Origin of the sequence: Pseudarthrobacter sp. CC12 (assembly GCF_039907755.1) — a bacterium.
GTDB lineage: Bacteria > Actinomycetota > Actinomycetes > Actinomycetales > Micrococcaceae > Arthrobacter > Arthrobacter niigatensis.
On the sequence record NZ_JARDJH010000007.1, the window covers coordinates 63,438 to 87,004 of the forward strand.

General features: G+C 67.2%; 18 protein-coding genes and 1 pseudogene. 9 read left to right on the forward strand and 10 right to left on the reverse strand.

Going from position 1 to position 23,567, the window contains the following annotated elements; genetic code table 11:
• Nucleotides 1-109 precede the first annotated feature (109 nt).
• Nucleotides 110-1,298, forward strand: a pseudogene (locus tag PV772_RS07920) (MFS transporter).
• A 37-nt stretch (nucleotides 1,299-1,335) separates the two neighbouring features.
• Here the strand turns inward: PV772_RS07920 and PV772_RS07925 are convergent.
• Complete coding sequence (locus PV772_RS07925) at nucleotides 1,336-2,070, reverse strand: IclR family transcriptional regulator (RefSeq protein ID WP_141181805.1); 735 nt, start codon at nucleotides 2,068-2,070, stop codon at nucleotides 1,336-1,338.
• A gap of 220 nt (nucleotides 2,071-2,290) precedes the next feature.
• Between PV772_RS07925 and PV772_RS07930 the strand changes: the two genes are divergently transcribed.
• Entirely contained in the window at nucleotides 2,291-3,625 is a 1,335-nt protein-coding gene (locus tag PV772_RS07930) for an MFS transporter (RefSeq protein ID WP_141160090.1), read from the forward strand.
• 144 nt (nucleotides 3,626-3,769) lie between these two features.
• On the opposite strand, the gene PV772_RS07935 is transcribed toward PV772_RS07930, so the two are convergent.
• Nucleotides 3,770-4,597, reverse strand: a complete 828-nt coding sequence (locus PV772_RS07935) for an alpha/beta fold hydrolase (RefSeq protein ID WP_141160091.1) — start codon at nucleotides 4,595-4,597, stop codon at nucleotides 3,770-3,772.
• 81 nt (nucleotides 4,598-4,678) lie between these two features.
• Nucleotides 4,679-6,076, reverse strand: a complete 1,398-nt coding sequence (locus tag PV772_RS07940; protein ID WP_347885817.1) for an amino acid permease — start codon at nucleotides 6,074-6,076, stop codon at nucleotides 4,679-4,681.
• A 297-nt stretch (nucleotides 6,077-6,373) separates the two neighbouring features.
• On the opposite strand from PV772_RS07940, the gene PV772_RS07945 reads away from it, so the two are divergent.
• The 5 genes from PV772_RS07945 to PV772_RS07965 are packed head-to-tail and all read left to right on the forward strand — an operon-like array spanning nucleotide 6,374 to nucleotide 12,148.
• Nucleotides 6,374-7,093, forward strand: coding sequence for an NUDIX domain-containing protein (locus PV772_RS07945; protein WP_141160093.1), 720 nt, complete (start codon nucleotides 6,374-6,376; stop codon nucleotides 7,091-7,093).
• Complete coding sequence (nadA, locus tag PV772_RS07950) at nucleotides 7,090-8,394, forward strand: quinolinate synthase NadA (protein ID WP_347885818.1); 1,305 nt, start codon at nucleotides 7,090-7,092, stop codon at nucleotides 8,392-8,394. Before PV772_RS07945 ends, nadA begins: the two co-directional genes overlap by 4 nt.
• Nucleotides 8,394-10,064, forward strand: a complete 1,671-nt coding sequence (gene nadB / locus PV772_RS07955; protein ID WP_141181802.1) for an L-aspartate oxidase — start codon at nucleotides 8,394-8,396, stop codon at nucleotides 10,062-10,064. The genes nadA and nadB overlap by 1 nt, the downstream gene beginning before the upstream one ends.
• The gene (gene nadC, locus PV772_RS07960; protein WP_141160096.1) at nucleotides 10,057-10,974 is read left to right on the forward strand and encodes a carboxylating nicotinate-nucleotide diphosphorylase; all 918 of its coding nucleotides are present in this window, start codon (nucleotides 10,057-10,059) and stop codon (nucleotides 10,972-10,974) included. Before nadB ends, nadC begins: the two co-directional genes overlap by 8 nt.
• Nucleotides 10,975-10,981: 7 nt before the next feature.
• Nucleotides 10,982-12,148 (forward strand): cysteine desulfurase family protein, encoded by a 1,167-nt coding sequence (locus tag PV772_RS07965; RefSeq protein ID WP_141183383.1) that lies wholly within the window; start codon nucleotides 10,982-10,984, stop codon nucleotides 12,146-12,148.
• 35 nt (nucleotides 12,149-12,183) lie between these two features.
• On the opposite strand, the gene PV772_RS07970 is transcribed toward PV772_RS07965, so the two are convergent.
• Entirely contained in the window at nucleotides 12,184-12,672 is a 489-nt protein-coding gene (locus PV772_RS07970) for a GtrA family protein (RefSeq protein WP_141160097.1), read from the reverse strand.
• A 25-nt stretch (nucleotides 12,673-12,697) separates the two neighbouring features.
• The gene (locus tag PV772_RS07975; RefSeq protein WP_141160098.1) at nucleotides 12,698-13,360 is read right to left on the reverse strand and encodes a DUF1684 domain-containing protein; all 663 of its coding nucleotides are present in this window, start codon (nucleotides 13,358-13,360) and stop codon (nucleotides 12,698-12,700) included.
• A 170-nt stretch (nucleotides 13,361-13,530) separates the two neighbouring features.
• Between PV772_RS07975 and PV772_RS07980 the strand changes: the two genes are divergently transcribed.
• Together PV772_RS07980 and PV772_RS07985 are read left to right on the forward strand one after the other, a co-directional pair.
• Complete coding sequence (locus PV772_RS07980) at nucleotides 13,531-14,334, forward strand: hypothetical protein (protein ID WP_246857456.1); 804 nt, start codon at nucleotides 13,531-13,533, stop codon at nucleotides 14,332-14,334.
• A gap of 72 nt (nucleotides 14,335-14,406) precedes the next feature.
• Nucleotides 14,407-15,213, forward strand: coding sequence for a transglutaminase family protein (locus tag PV772_RS07985; protein ID WP_141160099.1), 807 nt, complete (start codon nucleotides 14,407-14,409; stop codon nucleotides 15,211-15,213).
• Here the strand turns inward: PV772_RS07985 and PV772_RS07990 are convergent.
• The 5 genes from PV772_RS07990 to PV772_RS08010 all read right to left on the reverse strand — a co-directional run bounded on the left by PV772_RS07990 (nucleotide 15,210) and on the right by PV772_RS08010 (nucleotide 23,515).
• Nucleotides 15,210-15,671 carry a MarR family transcriptional regulator gene (locus tag PV772_RS07990; RefSeq protein WP_141181801.1) on the reverse strand — a complete coding sequence of 154 codons (462 nt, stop codon included), beginning with the start codon at nucleotides 15,669-15,671 and terminating at the stop codon, nucleotides 15,210-15,212. The two genes, PV772_RS07985 and PV772_RS07990, sit on opposite strands and share 4 nt — an antisense overlap.
• Nucleotides 15,671-16,780, reverse strand: a complete 1,110-nt coding sequence (locus tag PV772_RS07995; protein WP_141160101.1) for an LLM class flavin-dependent oxidoreductase — start codon at nucleotides 16,778-16,780, stop codon at nucleotides 15,671-15,673. Before PV772_RS07995 ends, PV772_RS07990 begins: the two co-directional genes overlap by 1 nt.
• A 183-nt stretch (nucleotides 16,781-16,963) precedes the next feature.
• Nucleotides 16,964-20,197: an efflux RND transporter permease subunit gene (locus PV772_RS08000; RefSeq protein WP_347885819.1), complete on the reverse strand. Its 3,234-nt coding sequence runs from the start codon at nucleotides 20,195-20,197 to the stop codon at nucleotides 16,964-16,966.
• Nucleotides 20,198-20,265: 68 nt separating this feature from the next.
• Nucleotides 20,266-21,768, reverse strand: coding sequence for a malate:quinone oxidoreductase (locus PV772_RS08005; protein WP_141160103.1), 1,503 nt, complete (start codon nucleotides 21,766-21,768; stop codon nucleotides 20,266-20,268).
• Between the two features lie 79 nt (nucleotides 21,769-21,847).
• Entirely contained in the window at nucleotides 21,848-23,515 is a 1,668-nt protein-coding gene (locus PV772_RS08010) for an ABC transporter substrate-binding protein (RefSeq protein WP_347885820.1), read from the reverse strand.
• Nucleotides 23,516-23,567 lie beyond the last annotated feature (52 nt).

Here is a 23,567-nt window from a genome sequence, read left to right on the forward strand (position 1 = left end):
CGGTACCGTCCCTGTCCAGGCCTCCCCACGCCAGGAAACCCCTGAAGCGCCGGAAGCGCCAAAGCGCGGCCGCTTTTCGCGACTTCCGCAACTTGCCGGTGCAGGTTTCCTGCCTTTGGGCCTCTTTGCCCGGCTTCCGCTGGCCATGCTGGCCGTGGGCACCCTCACCCTGGTCACGTCCGCCAGCGGTTCCTTTGCCGCCGGGGGCACCGCTGCGGGCGCTGTGGGCATCGGCTCCGCCCTGGGGGCACCTGTGCTGGGATCCCTTGCCGACCGGAAGGGACAGCGGCCGGTCCTTTTGCTGGCGGCAGTTCTCAATACAGTGGCCGTGCTTGCCCTGGTCTTTGCCGCCGGTAGCGCTGCGGTCTTGGACGGGTTCGCGCCGCCGGTCCTCGCCGCCGCCTTCGCGGCCGGTGCCACCTGCCCCCAGGTGGGGCCCCTGGCCCGGGTCAGGTGGATGGCGCTTACTGCCAATGCGGGAGGTCCAACGGCGCCGCCAAATGCTGCCGCCCGCGACCTTGACACGGCGCTGTCCTACGAGAGCACCGCGGATGAGGTGACTTTTGTCCTTGGGCCGGCGTTGGTGGGAATCCTGGCCAGCTTCGTGTCGCCCTGGCTTCCGTTGGTTTTGGCGGCGGCCATGACCATCACCCTGGTGCCCGTCTTCGCTGTGCATCCCACCCACCGGTCCGTGCCGGCCCGCCGGGGCCCGGCAGGCGGCAAGCACGTGCCTGCGGCGAAGCTGCCGGCCGCCGTGGCCCTGCCGGTCCTCGCCATGGCCTGCATGGGCACCTTTTTTGGATCCACCCAGGCTGCGTTGAGCGCCTTCTCCGCCGGGCTTGCCGGACCTGAAATCGCGGGCCTGCTGTATGCCGTCATGGGCCTCAGTTCCGCGGCGGCGGCCCTGTCGGTTGCTTACTGGCCGCGCCGGGCAGGCCTGGGGCTGCGATGGGTGTCGTGTGCCGTCCTGATGGCGGGACTGGCGGTCCTGCTGCTGGTACCGTCGTCGCTGCCCATGATGGCGCTGGTCCTGCTGGTCCTTGGCCTCCCGGTGGGACCGGTCATGGTCACCGTTTTCGCCGTGGGCGGGAAGGTGGCACCGGCCGGCAGGCTTGGCACAGTGATGACTGCCCTGGCCAGCGGCATCGTTGCCGGGACCGCCGTCGGCTCCTCCATGGGGGGGACAGCTGGCCCAACTCCACGGGGCTGCCGGCGCATTCCTGGTCCCGCTGTTCGCGGCGGTGGCCCTGGCGCTGCTCGGCGCGGGAACCGCCGTCGTCCTTCGCCGGCGGACCTGACCCGTTCCGCGCGGTGGCCGCGGAGCATTTCGCGCCGTTACGCCAGTTGGCGCTCGATCCTGGCCGCGCTCTCCGCGATGGCTGCGCCCACGGTTTCCGGATCATGGGCGGACCGGATATAGACCACCGCCAGGGCGGCCGGACGCCCTCCGGGGACGCGGATGGGTGCTGCCAGCGACGAGACGCCGGCGATCACTTCGTCATGGCTGGCCGAGTAGCCCTTCCGCCGTGCCTCCGCCGCTTCCGGACGGTAGGGCGTCCCTGTCGAAAGCCTGTCCCACTCCTCCTCCGAAAGGGCGGACTGGATGGCAATGCCGGGTGCGCCGGCGTTGATGGGGTGGCGGGTGCCGGGATGCTGCGCGACGGTTGCCCCCGAGTGCCTGGGCTCGACAGTGACGAGGGTGATGCAGTCGTGGTGGTCCCAAACCGCGATAAACGCTGTCATGTCCAGTGAGTTTGCCAGCTGGGTGAGCTCCGGCAAGGCGGCGCTCTGCAGGTTGCGTGAGACTCCCCGTGCCAGGACGGCCAGGCCCGGCCCGGGCTGGACCCGCCCGGCGTCGTCGCGCACCAGCAGCGAATGGTCTTCAAGAGTTCGCAGGATCCGGTACGCCACTGAACGGTGGACGCCCATGGCGTCGGCGAGTTCCGCGATGGTCATGGGACCGGGCGCAGCTGCCATGATCTCAAGGGCGCGAATGCCGCGCGAGAGAGTCTGGGAGGGCGAAGCCTGGACCGCCGGTCCTGCCGGGGCTGCGGCTGCGGTGGGAGTCATGGAGTCCATCCTAGATGCGCGGACCTGTTTGCTGTGTCCTTTATGGAACGTTCAGTTCAAATATCGAACTGAACCGCTGGTTCGCCGTTCACCGCAAAAATCGACCACGCCGTGTCCCGTATCACAATTTCCGTAGTACCCTACTAACTAACTGACCGTTCTGTCGGTAATCCTGAAGGCGTACGGGCAGCCTTGCTGCCCGATAAACAATGGAGTTTCAATGACCACACCTTCCAAGGTGGATACACTCGCCGGTCCCAGCACCCGGCGTGAGGAACGCAAGGTCCTCGCCGGAACCCTCGTCGGCACCACCATCGAATGGTACGACTTCTTCATCTTTGCCCAGCTGACCGCAACGCTGCTGTCACCGCTGTTCCTGGCACCGCTGAACGAGTCCAACCCGGGCCTGGCGCAGATCCTTTCCTTTGCCCTCATTGGCATCAGCTTCCTGTTCCGCCCCCTCGGCGCAGTCATCGCCGGGCACCTGGGCGACCGCCTGGGGCGGAAGGCAATGCTGGTCTTCACCCTGGTGATGATGGGCGCGGCCACTGCACTCATCGGCATGCTGCCCACGTACGCGCAGATCGGTGCATGGGCCCCGGTACTGCTGATCCTGCTGCGGGTTATCCAGGGCTTCTCGGCCGGTGGTGAATGGGGCGGCGCTGCCCTGATGGCCGTCGAGCACGCACCGGTCAACCGCCGCGGACTCTTCGGCGCCTACCCGCAGATCGGCGTGCCCGTGGGCATGATCCTTGCCACCGGCCTGCTGTTCTTCCTCAACACCGGCATGTCCAAGGAAGACTTCGCGGCCTGGGGCTGGCGTGTGCCGTTCCTGCTGTCCATCGTCCTGATCGTGGTGGGCTACCTCATCCGCCGCGCCGTTGCCGAAAGCCCGGTGTTCCAGGAGATGGCCCAGCGGAAGAAGGAGAGCAAGGCACCGCTGGGTGAGCTGGTCAGGAACCACAAGCTTCCGGTCCTGTACTCCACGCTGATCTTCATCGGAAACAATGCGGCAGGCTACCTGCTGATTGCGTTCTTCATCTCCTACGCCACCAAGACCCTGAAGATGCCCACGCCGCAGATCCTCCTGGCCACCACGCTGGCGTCCTTCGGCTGGCTGATCTTCACCCTGGTGGGCGGCTGGCTGTCCGACCGCATTGGCCGAGTCAAGACGTTCCTGATCGGCTACGCCATCGTCTTCGCCTGGATGATCCCGATGTTTGCCCTGATCGATACCAAGGACATCATGCTCTACGGCGTCGCCCTGTTCGTCCTGACGATCGGCCTGGGCCTGTCCTACGGACCCATGTCCGCCATGTACGCAGAGATGTTCCCGGCCGAAGTGCGGTACTCCGGCATCTCCATCGGATACGCCTTCGGCGCCATCCTGGGTGGTGCCTTCGCAGCGACCATCGCCGAATCCCTGCTCCAGTCCACCAAATGGACCGGCTCGATCGGCATTTACATCATGGTCCTGTGCGTGATTTCCGCCGTCGGTGTGGTGCTGGCCAAGGAGACGAAGGGCCGCCCGCTCGGCGTCAGCAGCCACCACTGATCCCACGGTCCCGTCCGCGTCCTGGCCGGGCGCGGACCCACAACACCAGCAGCCCGGACCGCGAGGTCCGGGCTGCTGGTGCGTGCGGGGCAGTTCTGACCCTGGGCCCAAATCGATCCGGGCTGCCCGGGACGTCCGTGAAGCCTAGACCGCCAGGAACGAAATGGCGGCCTGCTTGAATGCCCGGCTGGTGATGGCATTGGTATGGTTCCGGCCGGGCAGGACCAGTTGCTCCGCCATGGACCCGGCGCTGCGGGCCAGTTCGGCAAGCCTGGGCAGGGTGTGGGCCCGCTCGTCCTTGTCGCCGACCACCAGCAGCATCGGAACATGGGGGACTGCTTCGGCGGGGTCGTACGGTTCAGCCTTGATGGCCTCCACCAGTGACAGCAGCGCGAAGATGTTGTTGCTCGGCAGGAGCAGGGCCATTTTGAGCAGCTGGGCAGTGGACTCGTCACTGATGGGCGTTCCGTCTGCCAGGTAGTCCTGGGCGGCCCGGAGGTCGAACGCGGCGAGCGGATCCGAATCGTTGGGTCCGCCAAGCACCAGTCGGTGCACCAGCTCGGGCTGGGTTGCGGCGAATTCCCAGGCGAGCCGGGAGCCCAGCGAATAACCCACCACGTCCAGCCCGCTGGAAGGATCACCGTCATGCAGGGGGCGCGCGCCGGCGTCGAAAACTGCCTGCAGCAGGTCCGCCCTGATTTTGCTGGGGGAGTACGAATCGCGGTCCTCCGGCGCGCCGCTGCGGCCGTGGCCCGGCAGGTCGACGGTGATGATCCTGCGACCGGCCTCAAGCAGGGCCGACACCCAGCCGGTGTCCTCCCAGTTGAGCTTGGAGGATGAGGAAAAGCCGTGGAGCAGCAGGACCGGCCGCAGTCCGGCGTCGGAGGCGGGTTCATGGACCGCGACGTACAGCTGCGGGTCGGTCCCTTCAACGGTATGCCCCTGCTGCTGTCCGGTGTGCCTGCCGCTCATCGTGTCAGTTCCCCAATCAGGTACGGCGCCTGGGCGGGCCCGGCGCGTCGGTGCGTCTTCCTTTGAAAGGTACCCGCCACTCTACCTGTTGGCCAACCGGTTACGGCCGGCCAAACGGGCCCCGGCGGCACAGGCCAGCGCGATGCCGGCGATCAGGGCGAAGGTGCTGAAGAGCTGGACGCGGCTGTCCTCGGCGCTGAAGCCGACGGCGAAAATGAGTCCCAGCAGGACCAGGCCCGTGATGGTCAGGCCGGGGAAGCCCTTCATCCGCAGGGGAAGCGGTGTGCCGTCGCGGTCCGCCTGCCGGCGCAGGATCAGCTGGGAGACCAGCGCGCTGCCCCACACCACCAGGCACGTGGATCCCACCAGCTGGAAGAGGGCAGGCAGGATCCGTCCCGGGAACAGGAGCTCCAGGACGGTGGCGATGAAGCCGAACGCCACCGAGACGGCAACGGCGAGCAGCGGCACGCCGGCACTGTTGAGCCGGGTGAGGACCCGGGGCGCCTCTCCCCGTTGCGAGAGCGAATACACCATGCGCGACGCGCCGTAGAGGTTCGCGTTCAGGGCCGAGAGGAGTGCGACGACGGCCACGAGGGTGATGGCGGTCGAGGCGCCGGGGATCCTGGCAGCGTCCAGGACGCCGGCGAAGGGCGAAGCGAGGCCTTTGGACGTGGCCGGCAGGACGGCGGCAATGACGAAAACGGAACCAATGTAGAACACCAGGATGCGCCACACCACGGTCCGGATGGCTTGGCCGACACTGCGTTGGGGGTCCTCGGTTTCAGCTGCTGCCACCGAGACGATTTCCGTGCCGCCGAATGCGAAAATCACCACGAACAGGGCTGCCGCGACACCACCAGGGCCCTGCGGGGCAAAGTTGCCCGTGAGGTTTGCCGCGCCGGGGGAGTCGACGCCGGGCAGCAGGCCCAGGAGCAGGGCGGCGCCGACGGCCAGGAACAGGACGATGACGGCCACTTTGAGGATGGCGAACCAGAACTCGAACTCACCGAAATTCCGGACGCCGGCCAGATTGATGCCGGTAAAGACCACCATGAAAAGCAGTGTCAGCGCCCAGACCGGCACCACGGGCCAGACGGAGAACAGCAGTCCCGCGGCGCCCAGGGCCTCAGCGGCAATGACCACCACTAGCTGCAGCCACCACAGCCATCCGATGGTGGCCCCCGCCGTCCGGCCCAGGGCCCGCTCGGCGTATACCGAGAAAGCGCCGCTGGCCGGGTTGGCAGCGGCCATCTCGCCCAGCGCCCACATCACCAGGATGATCAGTGTTCCGGCTACGAGATAGGAGACGAGTACCGCAGGTCCAGCTGCCTGGACACCGGCGCCGGACCCCAGGAACAGCCCCGCGCCGATGGCGCTGCCCAACCCCATCATGGTGAGCTGGCGCGGCTTCATGCTGTGGCCGGCTGCGGCGTTCGTGGGGATGGCGGCGGACGTGGTCCGGCCAGACTTCGTCGTCATGGGGGCAATGCACCTTCTGGGGGCTGGTGGGTGGGGCGGCCCGCTGGGGGGGGGGCCGGGGTCCTCGTGGGACCTTTTGAATTTACCGCCTCCGGAACGCGCCCGGAAACGACGGCAGGAAGGAAGGGGGTGGAACGCCGGCAAAACCGTTTCCTTTCGCGCCGCCCGTGGCAACAGGCGGAGGCCGCAGAAATATTTCCATTTCGGGTGTGCGGGGTCTTAGAATTAGTTTTGGTCAAGATGACCATAACTAAGCGAAGAGGGCGCCCGGGGGGCGGTCGACGGTGACGGAAGGCGGTGAACCGGGTGTACTACAGTTCGGCGAACGTCTCCGAGCGCCAGGCGGCGCCGCCGTCGCTGGCCATTTCCACGGTGATATTCGCACTCCGGCCCAGCGAGTCCTCAGGCCGGCCCACGTTGTGGCTTCCCCTGGTACGCCGCATCCGGGAGCCCTTTAAGGGACTGTGGGCCCTGCCGGGCGGACCTCTCCGCCACGACGAGTCGCTCCAAAGCGCCGCGGCCAGGAACCTGCAGGAGACCACCGGCCTCGCGCCCCGCTACCTGGAACAGCTGTATGCCTTCGGCGGCCTGCACCGCTCACCCACCCAGCGGGTGGTGTCGATCGTCTACTGGGCGCTGGTCCAGCCCACGGAAGCTGCGCTCGCCGACGAATCCGAAAACGTGAGGTGGTTCCGGGCCGACCGCCTGGGCGAGCTCGCCTTCGACCACAACGCAATCGTGGACTACGCCCTGGGACGCCTGCGGAACAAGCTGGCCTACGGCTCGGTGGCCTACCACCTGCTGGGCGAGTACTTCACGCTGGCCCAGGTCCGCGAAGTCTACGAAGCCGTCCTGGACCGGCAACTGGACCCGGCCAACTTCCGCCGGCAGCTCAAATCGACTCCGGAAATCGAAGAAACCGGGGAATACCTCCAGGGCGGCAAGCACCGCCCGCCACGCCTCTACCGCTACACCGGCCGGCCCGGCCTTGACCCAGACAACAGGAGCACACCATGAGCAGCGTCAACACGGCAATCCAGCTGATCACGCGCGAACAGGCCGAGAAGGGCGCCGCCGCTAAAGGCAGCACCTGCAGCCCGGCGCTGGCCAAGGGCCCGTGGGACTACGACCTGGCCGAGGCACTCGCCGGTGTTCCCGCCTACGGCCCGGGCGCCTCCAGCGCGGACCCCGCCCCGGCGTCCACCCCGCGCCAGGGCCAGCTGCCCGATGAGTACAAGCTGGCCAGTGACGCCGAACTCGGCGAACGGATCAAGGCGGCCAAGGCAACCCTGGGCGGCCGCGCCGTCATCCTTGGGCATTTCTACCAGCGCGACGAGGTCATCCAGTACGCGGACTTCGTCGGGGACTCCTTCCAGCTCGCCAACGCCGCGCTCACCAGGCCGGAAGCGGAAGCCATCATCTTCTGCGGCGTCCATTTCATGGCCGAAACCGCTGACATCCTTTCCACCCCGGAGCAGGCAGTCATCCTGCCGAACCTGGCCGCCGGATGCTCCATGGCCGACATGGCCGACGCGGATTCCGTGGAGGAGTGCTGGGAACAGCTCGAGGAGATCTTCGGCACCGAGCCCGACGCCGGGGGCCGGGTCCCGGTCATTCCCGTCACCTACATGAACTCCTCCGCAGCCCTGAAGGCGTTCTGCGGTGAACACGGCGGCATCGTCTGCACCTCCTCGAATGCCAGGACGGTCCTGGAGTGGGCGTTCCAGCGCGGCCAGCGGGTCCTGTTCTTCCCCGACCAGCACCTGGGACGCAACACGGCCAAGGCCCTGGGCGTGTCCCTGGACCAGATGCCCATGTGGAACCCGCGGAAGGACCTGGGCGGCAATGACGAGCAGGCGCTCCTGGACTCCCGCGTGATCCTCTGGCACGGGTTCTGCTCCGTCCACAAACGCTTCAGCGTGGCGCAGATCGAAAAGGCCCGGGCCGACTTCCCCGGCGTGCAGGTCATCGTGCACCCCGAATGCCCCATGGAGGTGGTGGATGCAGCGGATTCCGCCGGCTCCACCGACTTCATCAAGAAGGCCATCGCCGCCGCCACCGGGCCCACCACGTTCGCCATCGGTACGGAAATCAACATGGTCAACCGGCTTGCCGCCGAGTACCCGCAGCACACCATCTTCTGCCTGGACCCGGTGATCTGCCCCTGCTCCACCATGTACCGCATCCACCCCGGCTACCTCGCCTGGGTCCTGGAGGAACTGGTGGCCGGCCGCGTGGTCAACCGCATCACTGTGGACCACAACGTGCAGGCCAACGCCAGGACGGCGCTCGAGCGCATGCTCGCCGCGAGGCCGTAATGGCGCGCCGGCTGGCCGTCGTCGGAAGCGGCATCGCGGGCCTTTACGCTGCCCTGCTTGCCACCGATGCCGGCGCGGACGTGGTGCTGCTGACCAAAGGCGCGCTGGACCAGAGCAACACCTGGTACGCGCAGGGCGGCATCTCCGCCGTCCTCGCCGAACCTGCCCCGGGAGATACCGTTGACGCGCACATCGCCGACACCCTGCGTGCCGGGGCCGGGCACTGCAACGAGGCCGCGGTCCGGCTGATGTGCACGGAGGCGCGGCGGGACATCGCCGGCCTGCAGCGCTACGGCGTTGCCTTCGATGGGGGGCAGGCCGGGGAGGGAACGGCTGGGGCCACGTACGACGCCGGCGGCCCGGCCCTTGGGCTCGAAGCAGCCCACAGTGCCCCGCGGATCCTGCACGCAGGAGGAGACGCCACGGGTGCCCGCGTCGCCGGCGCGCTGATCCAGGCCGTCCTTTCCCGCAGGGACGCGGGAAAGCTCACCATCCTCACGCACACCCTGGTCACCGCCCTGGTGGCCCGGGACGGGCAGGTGGCCGGAGTCAGGTACCTCCAGGACGGCCGGCCAGCGCAGCTGGACGCGGATGCCGTCCTGCTCGCCACCGGGGGAGCAGGCCAACTGTTTTCCCAGACCACCAACCCCGCCGTTGCCACCGCCGACGGACTCGCGCTCGCCGTCCGCGCCGGAGCGGCAGTGGCAGACCTTGAGTTCTTCCAGTTCCACCCCACCTGCCTGGTCAGCTCCGCCACAGCACATCCGGCCCGGCTGGACGGACCACTGCTGATCTCCGAAGCCGTCCGCGGCGAAGGCGCCGTCCTACTGGACTCCGGCGGACGCCGCTTCATGCAGGCCTACCATCCCGATGCCGAACTGGCGCCACGGGACGTGGTCTCCCGCAGCATCGCCCTCCACCTGGCCAAGCTGGGTGATCCCACCGGGCACGTCTACCTCGACGCCCGGGGCCTTGAGCGGGCCCGTGGCAAGGGTTTCCTTCACCAGAGGTTTCCCACCCTCACCCGCAAAACCCTCGACGCCGGCATCGACTGGACCCGCGAACTGGTCCCCGTTGCCCCGGCTGCGCACTACTGGATGGGCGGGGTAACCACGGACCTCAACGCCCGCACCAGCGTCCCCGGCCTCTACGCGGCCGGCGAGGTTGCGTGCACCGGTGTCCAAGGGGCTAACCGGCTGGCCAGCAATTCCCTCCTTGAGGGGCTCGTCTTCGGCCGCCGCGCTGTTGAAGACTTCCTCTTAGGTACTCCTGCTTGGGGCTCGCCTGACGGCGCGACGGACGGACTGGACATAACCCGCGGGAGTCGGCTGTCCAGCTTCGGTGGAGATGGGGGTCTGGATACTGCCTTCTCCCGGGACGCTCTTCGCCGCCTCATGACCTCGCACGCCGGGGTCCTGCGGTCCGGCGAATTGTTGGCTGAGGCTGCTTCCACTCTTGACCGGTGGGCCGCCGTCGTCCGTCCTGATCTGGAAGGCGCTGCTGACCCTGTTGCCTGCGAGGACCGGAACCTCCTGTTGGCCGCGCAGCTGCTGGTCAGCGCCGCCCTGAACCGGACCGAATCCCTGGGGGCGCATTACCGCAGCGATGAACCCGTCGAAACTGCCCACCTGTCTTCCCACCGCCCGAAAGCGAGCCTGCTCCATGACTGACCCCGCCGTGATCGACCAGGCAAAGCCCCTGCGCCCCGCGTTGGACCTGACCCTGCCGCCCGCCCCCGTCAGGGACATCCTGGAGCGGGCCTTCGCCGAGGACGCCCCTTCCGGCGACATCACCTCGCAGCTGCTCATCCCCGCCGGCGCCCGCGCCACCGCCGTCCTGAACGCCCGCGTGGCGGGCGTCCTGAGCGGAGCCACCGTCTTCCGCGACGCCATGCAGCTGGTGGACCCCGCTACGCAGGTGGATCTGCTGGTGGCGGATGGGGAAACGTTCGACGCCGGCACGCACCTCGCGCGGGTCACCGGCACCGCCCGCTCGGTGCTGCTGGCGGAACGCGTGGCGCTGAACCTGGTCCAGCGGATGTCCGCCATCGCCACGAAGACCGCCGAATTCGTGCGGCTCGCCGAAGGTACCCGGGCCCGCATCACGGATACGCGCAAGACCACCCCCGGCCTGCGCATCCTGGAACGGTTCGCAGTCCGATGCGGCGGCGGTGCAAACCACCGGTACAGCCTCTCCGATGCCGTGCTGGCCAAGGACAACCACCTCGCCGTGATGACAGGCGGGGACCCGGCCAAGCTCACGGCCCTCCTTCTGGCCGCCAAGGCGCAGCTGGGACACACCACCCACTTCGAAGTCGAAGTGGACCGCATGGACCAGATCGAACCCGTGCTGGCAGCCGGCGTGGACACCATCATGCTGGACAACTTCAGCATCGACGAACTCAAGGCCGGGGTGGCCCTCGTCGCCGGCCGGGCCCGGGTGGAGGCAAGCGGGAACGTGAACTCCGGAACGGTCGCGGCCATTGCGGCCACCGGTGTGGACGTCATCTCCGTGGGCGCACTCACCCACTCCGTGGCCGCGCTGGATCTGGGCCTTGACGTCGAACTGGCCGCCCGGTGACCCTGCCATGATCTTCCTTGACGCCGCCGCCACCACCCCGGTCCGCCGTGAAGTGCTGGACGCCATGTGGCCCTACCTCACCGGTGGCTTCGGCAACCCCTCCAGCCACCACACCCTCGGTGAAGCGGCGGCTGCGGCCCTGGCACAGGCGCGGAGGACGGTAGCAGACGTCCTTGGCTGCCGGCCCGGAGAAGTGGTGTTCACCTCCGGCGGAACCGAAGCGGACAACCTCGCCGTCAAAGGCGTAGCCTTGGCCCGGCAGGCCGCAAACCCGCTGCTGGACCGGGTGGTGATCAGCGCCGTCGAACACCCGGCAGTGGAGGAATCCGCCCGGTACCTGGAACGCTTCCACGGCTTCTCCGTTGACGTGGTGCCCGTGGATTCAACCGGGCGGGTGACGCCCGAAGCACTCGCCGGGGCGCTTCGCCCGGAAACGGCGCTGGTGAGCATCATGTACGCCAACAACGAGGTCGGCACCATCCAGCCCATCGCCGCTCTGGCCGACGCGGCCCGCGCCCACGGCATCCCTTTCCACACCGACGCCGTCCAGGCCGCCGGCTGGCTGCCGCTCGACACCCGCCCGCTGGGGGTGGATGCGATGAGCATCTCGGGGCACAAGCTGGGGGCGCCCAAGGGCTGCGGCCTGCTGTTTGTCCGGAGCCGTACGCGCCTGGAACCGGTCATCCATGGCGGCGGCCAGGAGCGGGGTCGCCGGTCCGGGACCGAAAACGTTGCCGGCGCGGTGGGGCTGGCCACCGCCCTTACGCTTGCCCGGGACCGCCAGGCAGGGGAGCAGGCAAGGGTTGCCGCGCTGCGGGACCGGTTCATTGCTGCCGTGCTGGCAGGAGTGCCGGACGCCGTCCTCACCGGGCACCCGTCCGAACGGCTGCCGTCAGTGGCCTCGTTTTGCTTCCCCGGAACCAGCGGCGAATCGGTGCTTTTGGAGCTCGAACGCCGCGGCGTGGTCTGCTCCAGCGGCTCGGCATGCGCCGCCGGCTCAGACGCGCCGTCGGCCGTGCTCACAGCCATGGGTGTTCCGGCCGAGGTGGCCCAGACGGCGGTCCGCTTCAGCTTCGACGCTGCCGTCACGCGGGAGGACCTCGACGCCGCCGCAGCTGCCGTCCAGGCGGCTGTCGCCGGCATCAGGAACCTGGGCGCCGGCCAGGGCCGGTAGCCCTCCCGCCGTCCGGAGTCCCCAGGTCCGGTGCCCTAGCGGTGCCGTGCCCGGCGGAAGATCCAGTGCCGCAGCATGCTGAAGCGCACCGCGGTGGCCAGGAAACCGGAGAGCGTGGTGGCAACCAGTTCGTCACCCACGCTGGCGTCCGGGTTGAACCAGTGCAGCACTCCGAGGCTGCTGCCGGTAATCACCAAGGCCACGGCAATCACCACGACGCCGTTGAGGTGGTCGCGGAAACGGCGTTGTTCGCCGGTGATCTTGAACGTCAGCCGGCGGTTCAGTGCGGTGTTCAGCAGCGACGTCAGGACCAGTGCCACGGCGTTGGCCAGCTGGGCGCCGAGCCACGGGCGCAGCAGCGCGTAAAGCCCCAGGGACGCCGCGGTGCAGATGACCCCGACGCCGGAAAAACGCAGCAACTGCCGGATGACCGGAAAGCGCAGCACACCACGGTAGTGCTTGGTGGCGGGAAATTGCCGGGACGCTGTTTCCGTGACGGCGGGAGCGGACAGGCCTTCCCTCACGCGGTATTACCGGTAACGGCCGGCATTAATACAGCTCGCCCACGGGGATGTCCACTGCAAGCCGGTTGGATGGCCCGGGCAGCGGACAGGCCCATGCCTCGTTATAGGCGCAGGAGGGGTTGTAGGCGAAGTTGAAGTCCAGGACGAACATGGCATCCGGCCCGGACCCTTGGACCCCTTGGAATGCGCCCTTGATCGTGTCCAGCAGGTAGCGCCCCGCCCCGTAGCTGCCGCCCGGCTGGCCCGCCGTGGCATCGCGGAACGGAACGAAGATTCCGCCCCCGTATCCGTGGATTTTCCACACCCCCAGCTGGCCCATCTCGGGAAGGTCGAAGGTGCCAAGCCGCACGAGGTTCACCACGCCGTCGGTCCCGGTGTCCACGCTCAGCTCCCGGCCCGCGCCTTCCTTGGTGAGCGGGACGTGGAACCGGTAGATGGGGTCATAGTCCGCGGTCTTCAGGCCGGAAAAGCGGGCCTTGTCCGCTGCGGTCAGCGCCGAAGCCGGATGAGTGGCGAACATCAGGTCCCGCTGGTGGCGCCAGTAAGAGTGGGCCTCGGACGGGTTATCCGCGGAGATCCGGCGGACGTTGTCGTAAAGCGCAAAGGTCCGCAGCCGCCAATCGACGATGTCCAGGGCCGAAATGTCCGCGGGGTTCTCTTCGGCTGCGCCGTGCTGCTCTTGCGACATAACCTCCAGCCTAGTCCCAGCCCGGAGTGGCAAATGCCCGACGGCGACACGCCTGCGCCCGCACCGCGGCCGGCGGCAGGGGGACGGTCCGGCCGGGGGACGGCGTCAGGTGCCGGAAACACCGCCACGGCAGGCGGGAAAGAGAGGAAAGGCGCCGTTAGGCTGGCGTCATGACAGGTGCGCCACTGAAGTCTGTTCTTTCCGGTATCTCCCTCGCGGCTGCAGCGGTCCTGCTGGCAGCGTGTTCCGGGCCGCAGGCAGCCGGCCCAGGATGGACGGCTCAGCCGGACCCTTCTGCGGTGCCGGTATCCGGAACAGCCACGTCCGGAACAGCCCCGCCGGCCGGGGCCACGTCACCGTCTCCGACCGCCTCCGGCGAGCCGCAGCCGGTGCCCACTGCAACGTCTTGGAAGACCTTCTCCGACCCCGCAGGAACCGTCAGCTTCGACCTCCCGGTGGACTGGATCGCCCAGTCCGTGGCCACGGAGGAAGGCGTCCTTCCCGGCGGACTGAAGGTTGACGTGAAGAGGCCCGACGGGACCTTCATGGCTTCGCTCCGGACGGGACTGCCGTCGTCGTCCGTTGACTGCCCGGACGCCGCACAGCACCCGTACACCGTGATCAGCAGCGTGCCCTTCGACCTCGCCGCGCAGGACGGGGAGGGAACCATCCCGCCCCGCATGGTCTTCCGGGTGATCCAGGGTTACCGCTATTTCGGTTCCTACGGCATCACCAACCTGGTGGGTGGCACCGACGGGAAGGCGTGCGAGCTGCGCAACGTGGTGCGTGGGCCGGCCGGGAAGGGCGACTACTCGTTTGGGGACCTCGTGGCCCTCAAAGCCTTTGCTCCGGATGAAAAGGTGGCCCCGGCAAAGGCGTTCGACACCCTGGGCCAGGCGGCCCAGTACGTCAACGGGAGCCCTGACTTCGCCAATGTGCAGCGGATGCTAATGTCGCTGAAGGTCAAAAACTAGTCGCGCTGCCCGCGGCCCACCAGGTGACGGGGCGCCGACTTGCCTTCCACCCCCCAACACCCCCGGAGATTCATGGAACGCTCTGTTTCCGCCCGCCTCGCCTTCAGGACCATCGCCAACACCAAGGTGGCCATGGCCGTCGCCGTGGCGAGGAACAGCGGCTACTCATCCTTTGCGGAGTCCCTGTCCGTGACGGCGGGGGGAGCGGAGGTTCCCCTCAAGGAGATATCGGACCACCACGGGGGCCGGTTCCACTACATGGAATTCGCCGAACCCACCGAAGTCACGGTGGAATATTCGGCCACGGTGGCCGGCCGCGCCGTGCCCGAAGAAGCGGACCTGGCCGACCGCATCCGCTATGTACGCCCCAGCCGGTATGCAGAGTCTGACAGGCTGCTGCCGACGGCCTATGCGGAATTCGGCGGAGTCCACGGGGCGGACCTGGTGCATGCCGTCCGCGACTGGGTCAACGGCGAGCTGCGGTACATCAGCGGCTCCTCCCGTGGCACGGATGGCGCGGTGGAGACGCTCCTGAGCAGGCGGGGCGTTTGCCGGGACTTCGCGCACCTGGCCATCGCCCTGCTGCGGTCCAAGGACATCCCGGCCCGCCTCGCGGCTGTCTACGCCCCCGGCCTGAGTCCCATGGATTTCCACGCCGTGGCGGAAGCCCATGTGGAGGGTGCGTGGCACGTCATCGACCCCACGGGGCTTGCCCCGCGGGAGTCGATGCTGCGCATTACTGCCGGCCGTGATTCGTCGGATACGGCTTTCCTTTCCACGGTGGGCGGAAGCCTGGTTTTGAACCAGCTGCGCGTGACCGCAGTGGTGGACGGGGACCTTCCGGCTGAGGACCCCGCCCGGCTGGTGCAGCTGGGCTAGCGCTTCCCCAGCGAGTTCCGCAGCTTGTCGGTAAGCCGCATGAGCTCTTTCTGCTCGGCGGCCGTCAGTGCCGGTCCCACCAGTGCCGAGATGTCCCGGACATGCTCGCGGCCAATTTCCTTCTGGAGTTCGCGGCCCTCGTCCGTCAGCTTGAGCAGCACGCCGCGGCCGTCCTCCGGCGCCGGCATCCGGGCCACGAGGCCGCGCTTCTCGAGCCGCTCCACCAGCCGGCTCAGGCTGGACTGGCTCAACAGGACGTTATCGTTGAGCTCGTTGAGCCGCAGCCAGCCGGACGGGCAGCGGGAAAGCGTGAACAGGACGTCGTACTCGTTCACCGCAAGCTTCCGGAATGCGGGCCCTGACTGCAGCTTCCGCATGACGGCTACCTGCGCCCGGAACAGCGATTCCCAGGTCTCCGCCGCCAGCCGCACCGGCGATTCCTGTCCTCCGGCAGCCATTACGCCACCGGGGTTGAAGTGCCGGCATCCTGCGACGCCAGCAGGGCGGCCACGCGGCCTGCGTGGGTGGGCGGTTCCGGAACGTGCGCAGGCTTCAGCGCTGCGTACTCCTTCCGGAGGACCGGCAGCACTTCCTCGCCGAACAGGTCCAGCTGCTCCAGGACGGTCTTGAGCGGCAGGCCGGCGTGGTCAATAAGGAACAGCTGGCGCTGGTAGTCACCGAAGTACTCGCGGAAGGCCAGGGTCTTCTCGATGACTTCCTGCGGGCTGCCCACGGTCAGCGGTGTCTGCGAGGTGAAGTCCTCCAGCGACGGGCCATGGCCGTAGACCGGGGCGTTGTCAAAGTAGGGGCGGAATTCCTTCACCGCATCCTGGGAGTTCTTGCGCATGAAGAACTGTCCGCCGAGTCCCACAATTGCCTGGTCGGCCTTGCCGTGGCCGTAGTGCTCGTACCGCTCCCGGTAGAGGCCGATCAGCTGCTGGTAGTGCTCCTTGGGCCAGAAGATGTTGTTGGCGAAGAAGCCGTCACCAAAGTACGCGGCCACCTCGGCGATCTGCGGCGTGCGGATGGAACCGTGCCAGACGAAGGGAGCCACGCCGTCCAGCGGACGGGGGGTGGAGGTGAAGTTCTGCAGCGGTGTGCGGAACTTGCCGGACCAGTTCACGGTGTCCTCGTCCCACAGCTTGCGCAGGAGGCTGTAGTTCTCGATGGCCAGCTCCACGCCGTCCTGGATGTTCTTGCCGAACCACGGGTAGACCGGCGCGGTGTTGCCGCGGCCCAGGACCAGGTCGACGCGGCCGTCAGCCAGGTGCTGGAGCATGGCGAAGTCCTCGGCGATCTTCACCGGGTCATTGGTGGTGATCAGCGTGGTGGCCGTGGAGAGGATGATGCGTTCGGTCTGCGCCGCGATGTAGGCCAGCGTGGTGGTGGGGGAGGAGGAAAAGAACGGCCGGTTGTGGTGCTCGCCGATCGCGTAGACATCCATGCCGATTTCCTCGACTTTTTTGGCGATGGCCACCGAGGCCTTGATGCGCTCGTGCTCGGTGGGGGTACGGCCTGTGGTGGGGTCCGTGGTGATGTCGCTGACGCTGAAAACACCGATCTGCATGACGTGCCTTTCCGTTCCTGGACTTGCTGGGCTTGGTTCCAGTGTAGACCAATTTAGATGCATTTGCATCTATTGCCTTCTGTAACACCCCGCCCCGGGGATTATTCCATCTCGGGGAACGCGTGCCCGGACGCAGCGATGCCCGCACCACGGGGTGGTGCGGGCATCGCAGGAACGCAGGCCCTATTCGGCACCGCCGGGGGCCGCCCGGCGCCCGCTGACCTTGGGAACCTGGCCGGTGGTCCAGTCCCTGAACTCGGCGTCGATGTCCGAACCGGGTCCACCCTCAGGGCGGGCCTGCAGGTCCCGCAGAAGCGCCTTCTTTTCCCGCCGGCCTTCCACCAGCCGGTAGAGCACGGGAACCAGGACCAGGGTCAGGGCCGTGGAAGACACCAGGCCGCCAATCACCACCACCGCCAACGGCTGGGAAATGAACCCGCCGCCGCCCGTGAGGCCCAGTGCCATGGGGGTCAGGGCGAAGACCGTTGCCAGTGCCGTCATGAGGATGGGCCGGAGGCGCTGCCGGGCGCCGTTCGTGATGGCATCCGCCACGTTCATGCCGGGCCGGCCGTCGCGGGGCTGCCGGTACTGGTTGATCAGGTCGATCAGCACGATCGCGTTGGTAACCACGATTCCCACCAGCATCAGCATGCCGATCAGTGACGGCAGTCCCAGCGGAACCCCGGTGAGCAGCAGCAGGGCCACGGCACCGGTGGCCGCGAACGGAACCGAGACCAGCAGGATCAACGGCTGCACGAGGGACTTGAAGGTGGCCACCATGATCACATACACGATGGCGATGGCCGCCAGCAGGGCCAGGCCAAGTTGCCGGAAGGATTCGGCCTGCTGGGTGGTGGCACCACCGATAGTGGCAGTGACCCCCGGCGGAAGCTGGACGTCAGCGAGGCGCTTTTGGACTTCGGTGTTCACGGCGCCCAGGTTGGAGCCCGACGGCGTGATGGACACCTTGGCGGTACGCTCGCCATTGCTGGCGGTGATGGAGACGGGGACGTCCACCTGCTCGACGGCGGCGATGCTTCCCAGCGTGACCGGCCGGCCGGCCGCCGGAAGCGGGATATTCCGGACGGCGTCGATGCTGGTGAACTTGGTGCCCTGGCCAATGCGGACGGGGAAGTCATTGGTGTCGATCCGGACCGTGCCTGCCGGGATGGGGCTGATCGTGGAGGCCAGCACGCCGGCCACCTGCTCCTCGTTCAGGCCGGCCGCCGCGGCCTTGGCCCGGTCCACCTTGACCTGCACCACCGGGTTGCTGGCAGCCAGGTTGCTGGCCACCTCGCTGGTGCCGGGCACCCCAGTCATGGCAGCAACCATGGTGTCGCTGGCCGACTGCAGGTCCGCGCTGGTGGCAGCCTTCAGCGTAATGTCCACGCTGGACGAGGTGCCGAAGCCGCCCTGCTGGGTTCCCACGGAGATCTTTCCGGAATCAGGCACCTTGGCCAGCTCGGTCCGCACGGTGTCCTGGAGCCTTTCCTGGTTGGCCTTTTCGTCGGTCACCACCGTGAACGTCGAGTTGGAGGAGCCGGTGGAGGTCAGTGCGGCGAAGCCGGCCTGGGCATTGCCGGACGTGACCTGGACATCCTTGATGCCGTCGAGGCCCCGCAGCACGCCTTCGAGGCGGATGGCCGCCGCGCTGGTGTCGGCCAGGCTGGTTCCGGCCGGCAGTACCTGGCGCACGGTCAGGCTGTTTTGCCCGGAATTTCCCAGGAGGTTGGTGGCCAGCAGCGGGGTCATGGCACCGGTGGCTCCGAGCACCAGGACAGCCGCCACCAGGGTGATGACGGGGTGCTTCTGCGTGGACCGGAGGATGGGCAGGTAGCCGCGCTGCAGCCGGCTGCGCTGCTCGGCGTCGTGGGCCCTTGCCTTGGCCTCGTCGGCAATGCGCCGCGCCTCGGGGGATCCTGCGGCCGCGCCGGCGGGGCCGCCCTTGGGGTTCTTCAGGAACCAGTAGGCCAGCACCGGGACGATGGTCAGCGAGACCAGCAGCGATGCCAGCAGCGCCATGGTGACCGTCAGGGCGAACGGCCGGAACAGTTCGCCTGCCAGTTCGCCCACGAAGGCGATGGGCAGGAACACCGCCACCGTGGTCAGGGTCGAGGCGGTGATGGCCCCGGCAACTTCCCTGATGGCGGTGAGGATCGCCGTCGACTTTTCCTCGCCGTAACTGAGGTGCCGCTTGATGTTCTCAATGACCACGATCGAGTCGTCCACCACGCGCCCGATCGCGATGGTGAGGGCGCCCAGCGTCAGGATGTTCAGCGAGTAGCCGGTGGCCGACAGGCCGATGAAGGTGATGAGCAGGGACAACGGAATCGAGATGGCCGTGACCAGCGTGGACCGTGCCGACATCAGGAAGAGCAGGATGATGGCGACGGCGAATCCCAGTCCCAGGAGGCCTTCGGTGGTGAGGTCCTTGATGGACTTTTCGATGAACGGGGCCTGGTCGAAGACGGGCGTGAACTTTGCGTTCGATCCCAGCTCTGCCTCCAGGTTGTTCAGCGAGTCCCGGACCGCGTGCGAGATCCCTACCGTGTCGCCCTCGGGCTTCTTGGTCACGGAGACGGCGAGCGTCTCGGCGCCGTTGGTCCGGGTGATGGAGGTGCGCTCATCGTCCTTGAGGGAGACGTCGGCAACGGAGCCGATGGTCGCTGCGTTCTTTGCTCCTGCCAGCGGCAGGGCCTTGATGGCGTCGAGTGAATCCACCGGGCTGCCGATCTGCAGCGAGAGGGTCTTGCCCTGGTCCTGGAGTGTTCCGGCCGGAACCAGGGCGCCGTTGTTGGACAGGGCGTCGCGGATGGCGGTGACGCCTACCCCCGCCGCTGCCATGGCGTCGGTGCGGGGGAGGATCTCGATGTGCTGGGAGGCGCCGCCCGTGACGTCGGCGCTCCGGACGCCGTCGATCTTCTGCAGCCTGGGAACGCTGAGGCGCTGCAGGTCCGCGTTCAGTTCACTGAGCGGCTTGTCCGACGAGACGGCGAGGAAAACAATGGGGAAGTCGCTGATGCTGCCGGCGATGGCCTGCGGCTGGACGTCGCTGGGCAGGGTCCGTTTGGCGTTGGAGATGGCCCGGTCGATCTGGTTCCGGGCCCGGTCCAGGTTCGATCCGTAGGTGAACACCATGGTGATCTGGCTGACGCCGGTCCGCGACGTGGAGGAGGTGGATTCCAGCCCCTCCACGCCGTTCAGCGCCTTTTCCAGGGGGCCGCTGACCTGTTTGTCCACCACTTCGGGGGATGCCCCCGGCATGGAACTGAGCACGGTGATCTGCGGGAACTCGATCGAAGGGATGAGCTCCTGCTTCAGCGACGACATGGTGATCACGCCGAACACCGAGGCGAAGACGGTGATCAGCGCGATCAGGGCCCGGTTCGCCAGGGAAAGGTGCGCCAACCGGAACATGGGTGGTCTCCTGGGGTCTAAGTGACTGGTACATGCCCTGGGGGTGCCAGCCGCTGGCCCCGGCAGGGTCAGCGGCTGGCGGAAACGCTCTCCAGCTGGAGGGACTTGGCCGTGGCCCGTTCCAGTTCCGCGGCGAGGTCCGGATTCTCATCCAGCTTCACCCCATAGCCGGGCATCATGTCCTTGAGCTTGGACTGCCAGCCCTTGAAGTTCTTGGGGAACGTCTTCTGGAGCAGCTCGATCATGATGGGGACAGCGGTGGACGCCCCCGGCGAAGCGCCCAGGAGCGCACCGATGGAGCCGTCGCGGCCGGCAATCACTTCAGTGCCGAACTGGAGGATGCCGCCCTTTTGCGGGTCTTTCTTGATGATCTGTACACGCTGGCCGGCGGTGATGAGTTCCCAGTCGCTGCCCTTTGCCTCCGGGTAGTACTCGCGCAGTGCCTCCACCTTCTGGTCGTGGCGCTTGACCACTTCCTTGACCAGGTAGGCGGTGAGGTCCATGTTGTCCTTGGCAACGGCGAGCATCGGAATGATGTTGCCGGGGCGGATGGACAGGGGCAGGTCCAGGTACGAGCCGTTCTTCAGGAAGTTGGTGGAGAAGCCTGCATACGGGCCGAACAGGAGCGAGCGCTTCCCGTTGACGTAGCGGGTATCCAGGTGCGGAACGGACATGGGCGGCGCACCCACGGAGGCCTGGCCGTAGACCTTGGCGCTGTGCTGGGCGGCGATGGTCTCGTCCGTGCAGCGGAAGAACTGGCCGGAGACGGGAAACCCGCCGTAGCCCTTGCTTTCGGGGATGCCGGAGGCCTGAAGCAGGTGCAGGGCGCCGCCGCCGGCGCCGACAAAGACGAATTTGGCGTGGATCTTGCCGTGCTCGCCCGACTTGGGGTACTTCAGCGCCAGGTCCCAGCCGCCGTCGGACGCGCGGGAGATCCCGGTAACGTCGTGGCCGTAGTTGATTTCGACGCCGTTGTTACCAAGGTACGTGGTCAGTTCACGGGTCAGTGCGCCGAAGTCGACGTCGGTGCCCTCGGCCGCGCGGGTGGCCGCAATGCGCTGCTGGGGGTCGCGGCCCTTGACGATCAGCGGTGCCCATTTGGCGATCTGGGCGTGGTCCTCTGAGTACTCCATGCTCCGGAACAACGGGTGGGGCTTCAGTGCCTCGTACCGGGTCTTCAGGAAGCGGGTGTGGTCTTCGCCGATCACGAAGCTCATGTGCGGGACGGTGTTGATGAAGCCCTTGGGCGAACCAATCAGGCTGTTGTCCACCAGGTGGGACCAGAACTGGCGGGAAAGCTGGAACTGTTCGTTGATGAGCAGCGCCTTGGCGGGGCTGACCGAGCCGTCTTTGGCCGCGGGCGAGTAGTTCAGTTCGCAGAGGGCGGCGTGGCCCGTTCCTGCGTTGTTCCAGGGGTCCGAGCTTTCCAGGCCGGGCTGGTCCAGCCGCTCGAACAGGGAGATGGTCCAGTCCGGCTCCAACTGCTTGAGGAATGCCCCCAGCGTGGCGCTCATGATGCCGCCGCCTATCAGGACAACGTCGGCGTGTGGGGTCTTGGAAATGAAGGTCACGATCAGTCTCCGATTGCAGCGGCTCTGGCTGTCACAGAATATCCCCGCCCGGCCCTCTTACTGAAATTGGCCCGGGCCGTCAAGGCTTTAGCTGCACCTTCGTGAAAACTTCATTTAAGACAGGCGACGCCGGGTAGCTGAGCACGCGGTCCGAGAGTGCAAGTGCGGAGATGGGGAAGGCGATGGGAACAGCCGGCACCGTCGCGGCGATCTGGGTGTTGATGGTGTGATAAAGGTCATCCCGCTCCTTCCCTTCAGGAAGCCCGCGTGCCCGGTTGATCTTCGAGAAGACCTGGGGATCCTGGTACCCGAACTCGCCGTTCTTCTCCCCGAAGAGTGGCCCGACGAAGTTGTCCGCGTCCGAATAGGACCCGTTCCAGCCAAGGATGTGGAGGGCATGGTCGCCGGCAGACTGGACCTTCTGGAGGTAGCCGTTGGACCAGTCAACGGGCACGGGCCTGATGTTGAAGCCGACGGCGGTGAGCTGCCGGCTGAGTTCGGCGTACACCTTTTCGGGCGTGGGCAGGTACGGGCGGGTGACGTTGAGGGGGTAATAGAACTTCAGTTCTTCCCCGGCGTAGCCGCCCTCCTTCAGGTAGTCCTTTGCCTTGGCAGGATCGTGCCCGAGTTCAGGTGCGTCGTTGTTGAACCCGCTGATCTTGGGCGGAACAAACTGTGTGGCCTTGGCGGTGTTGTCGATAAAGAACTTCCGGATCAACGTCTCCTTGTCGATCGCAAGCTCCACCGCCTGCCGGATCTTCTGGTTCTGGAGGATCGGGATGTCCTGGTTCAAGCCCACGTACATCACCGAGAAGGGGTCGCGCTGCACAATCTGCTTGCCGCGCTTGACCAGCTGGTCGAAGTTCCCCACGGTCACGGCGTCGTAGCCATCAATCTTGCCGTCCAGCAGTGCCTGCAGGCGGGTCTGGGGGTGGTTGTAGGCCAGGAAGTTGATGGTGGCGATCTGGCCGCGGTCACCCCAGTAGGCCGGGTTGCTGGCCAGGGTGACGTTGTCGGTGCCCCAGGCGGCAAGGGAGAAGGGGCCGGTGCCGACGGGGTTCGTGGCGAAGGCTGACATGGCCTGGCCGCCCCGGTTCTGGTCCAGGACGTCCGCTTTGCCGGAGGCGAGGGCTGCCGGGGAGGCCATGGCAAAGGCCGGAAGGGTCAGTGCCGGCAGGAAGGCGGTGAATCGCTGCGTGAGGTCGATCTGGACCGTGTCCGGGGCCAACGCGGTGCAGCTCTTGAAGATCGACAGCCCGGGCTCGTCGGAGTGTGCCTTGAATACGCCCTTGAAGGAGCTGCCCGGTGCCTGTTTCCGCAGCTCGGCAGGGAAAGCGAACCAACGGTTGAAGTTGGTGCAGACGGCGTCGGCGTTGAAAGGGGTGCCGTCCTGGAAGGTGACCCCGGTGCGGAGCTTGAAGGTGTAGGTGCGGCCCTCGTTGGATTCGTTCCATTCCGTCGCCAGCAGCGGAGTGGGCTTGCCGGTAGTCTGGTCAACCCCCACCAGGCCTTCGAGGATCTGCCGGGTGATCCGCTGGGACTCCACATCGTTGGACAGGGCCGGGTCCAGCCCCAGGGGCTGCGCCGCGGTGCCGAAATTGAAGGTGGCCTGCGGCTCAGCCGGCGGGGAACTGGGAGTGCCGGAGGTGGGGGAGGGGGACGGCAGCCCTGTGCACGACGTAACGCCCAGCGCCATGAGGACGGCGCCGGCCTTGATGACCGTCCGCCGCGATGTATTGCTGGGCACTCGTTTATCACCTCTGGATGCTGCCGGCTCCGCCGCATGCGGGCCGGAATCC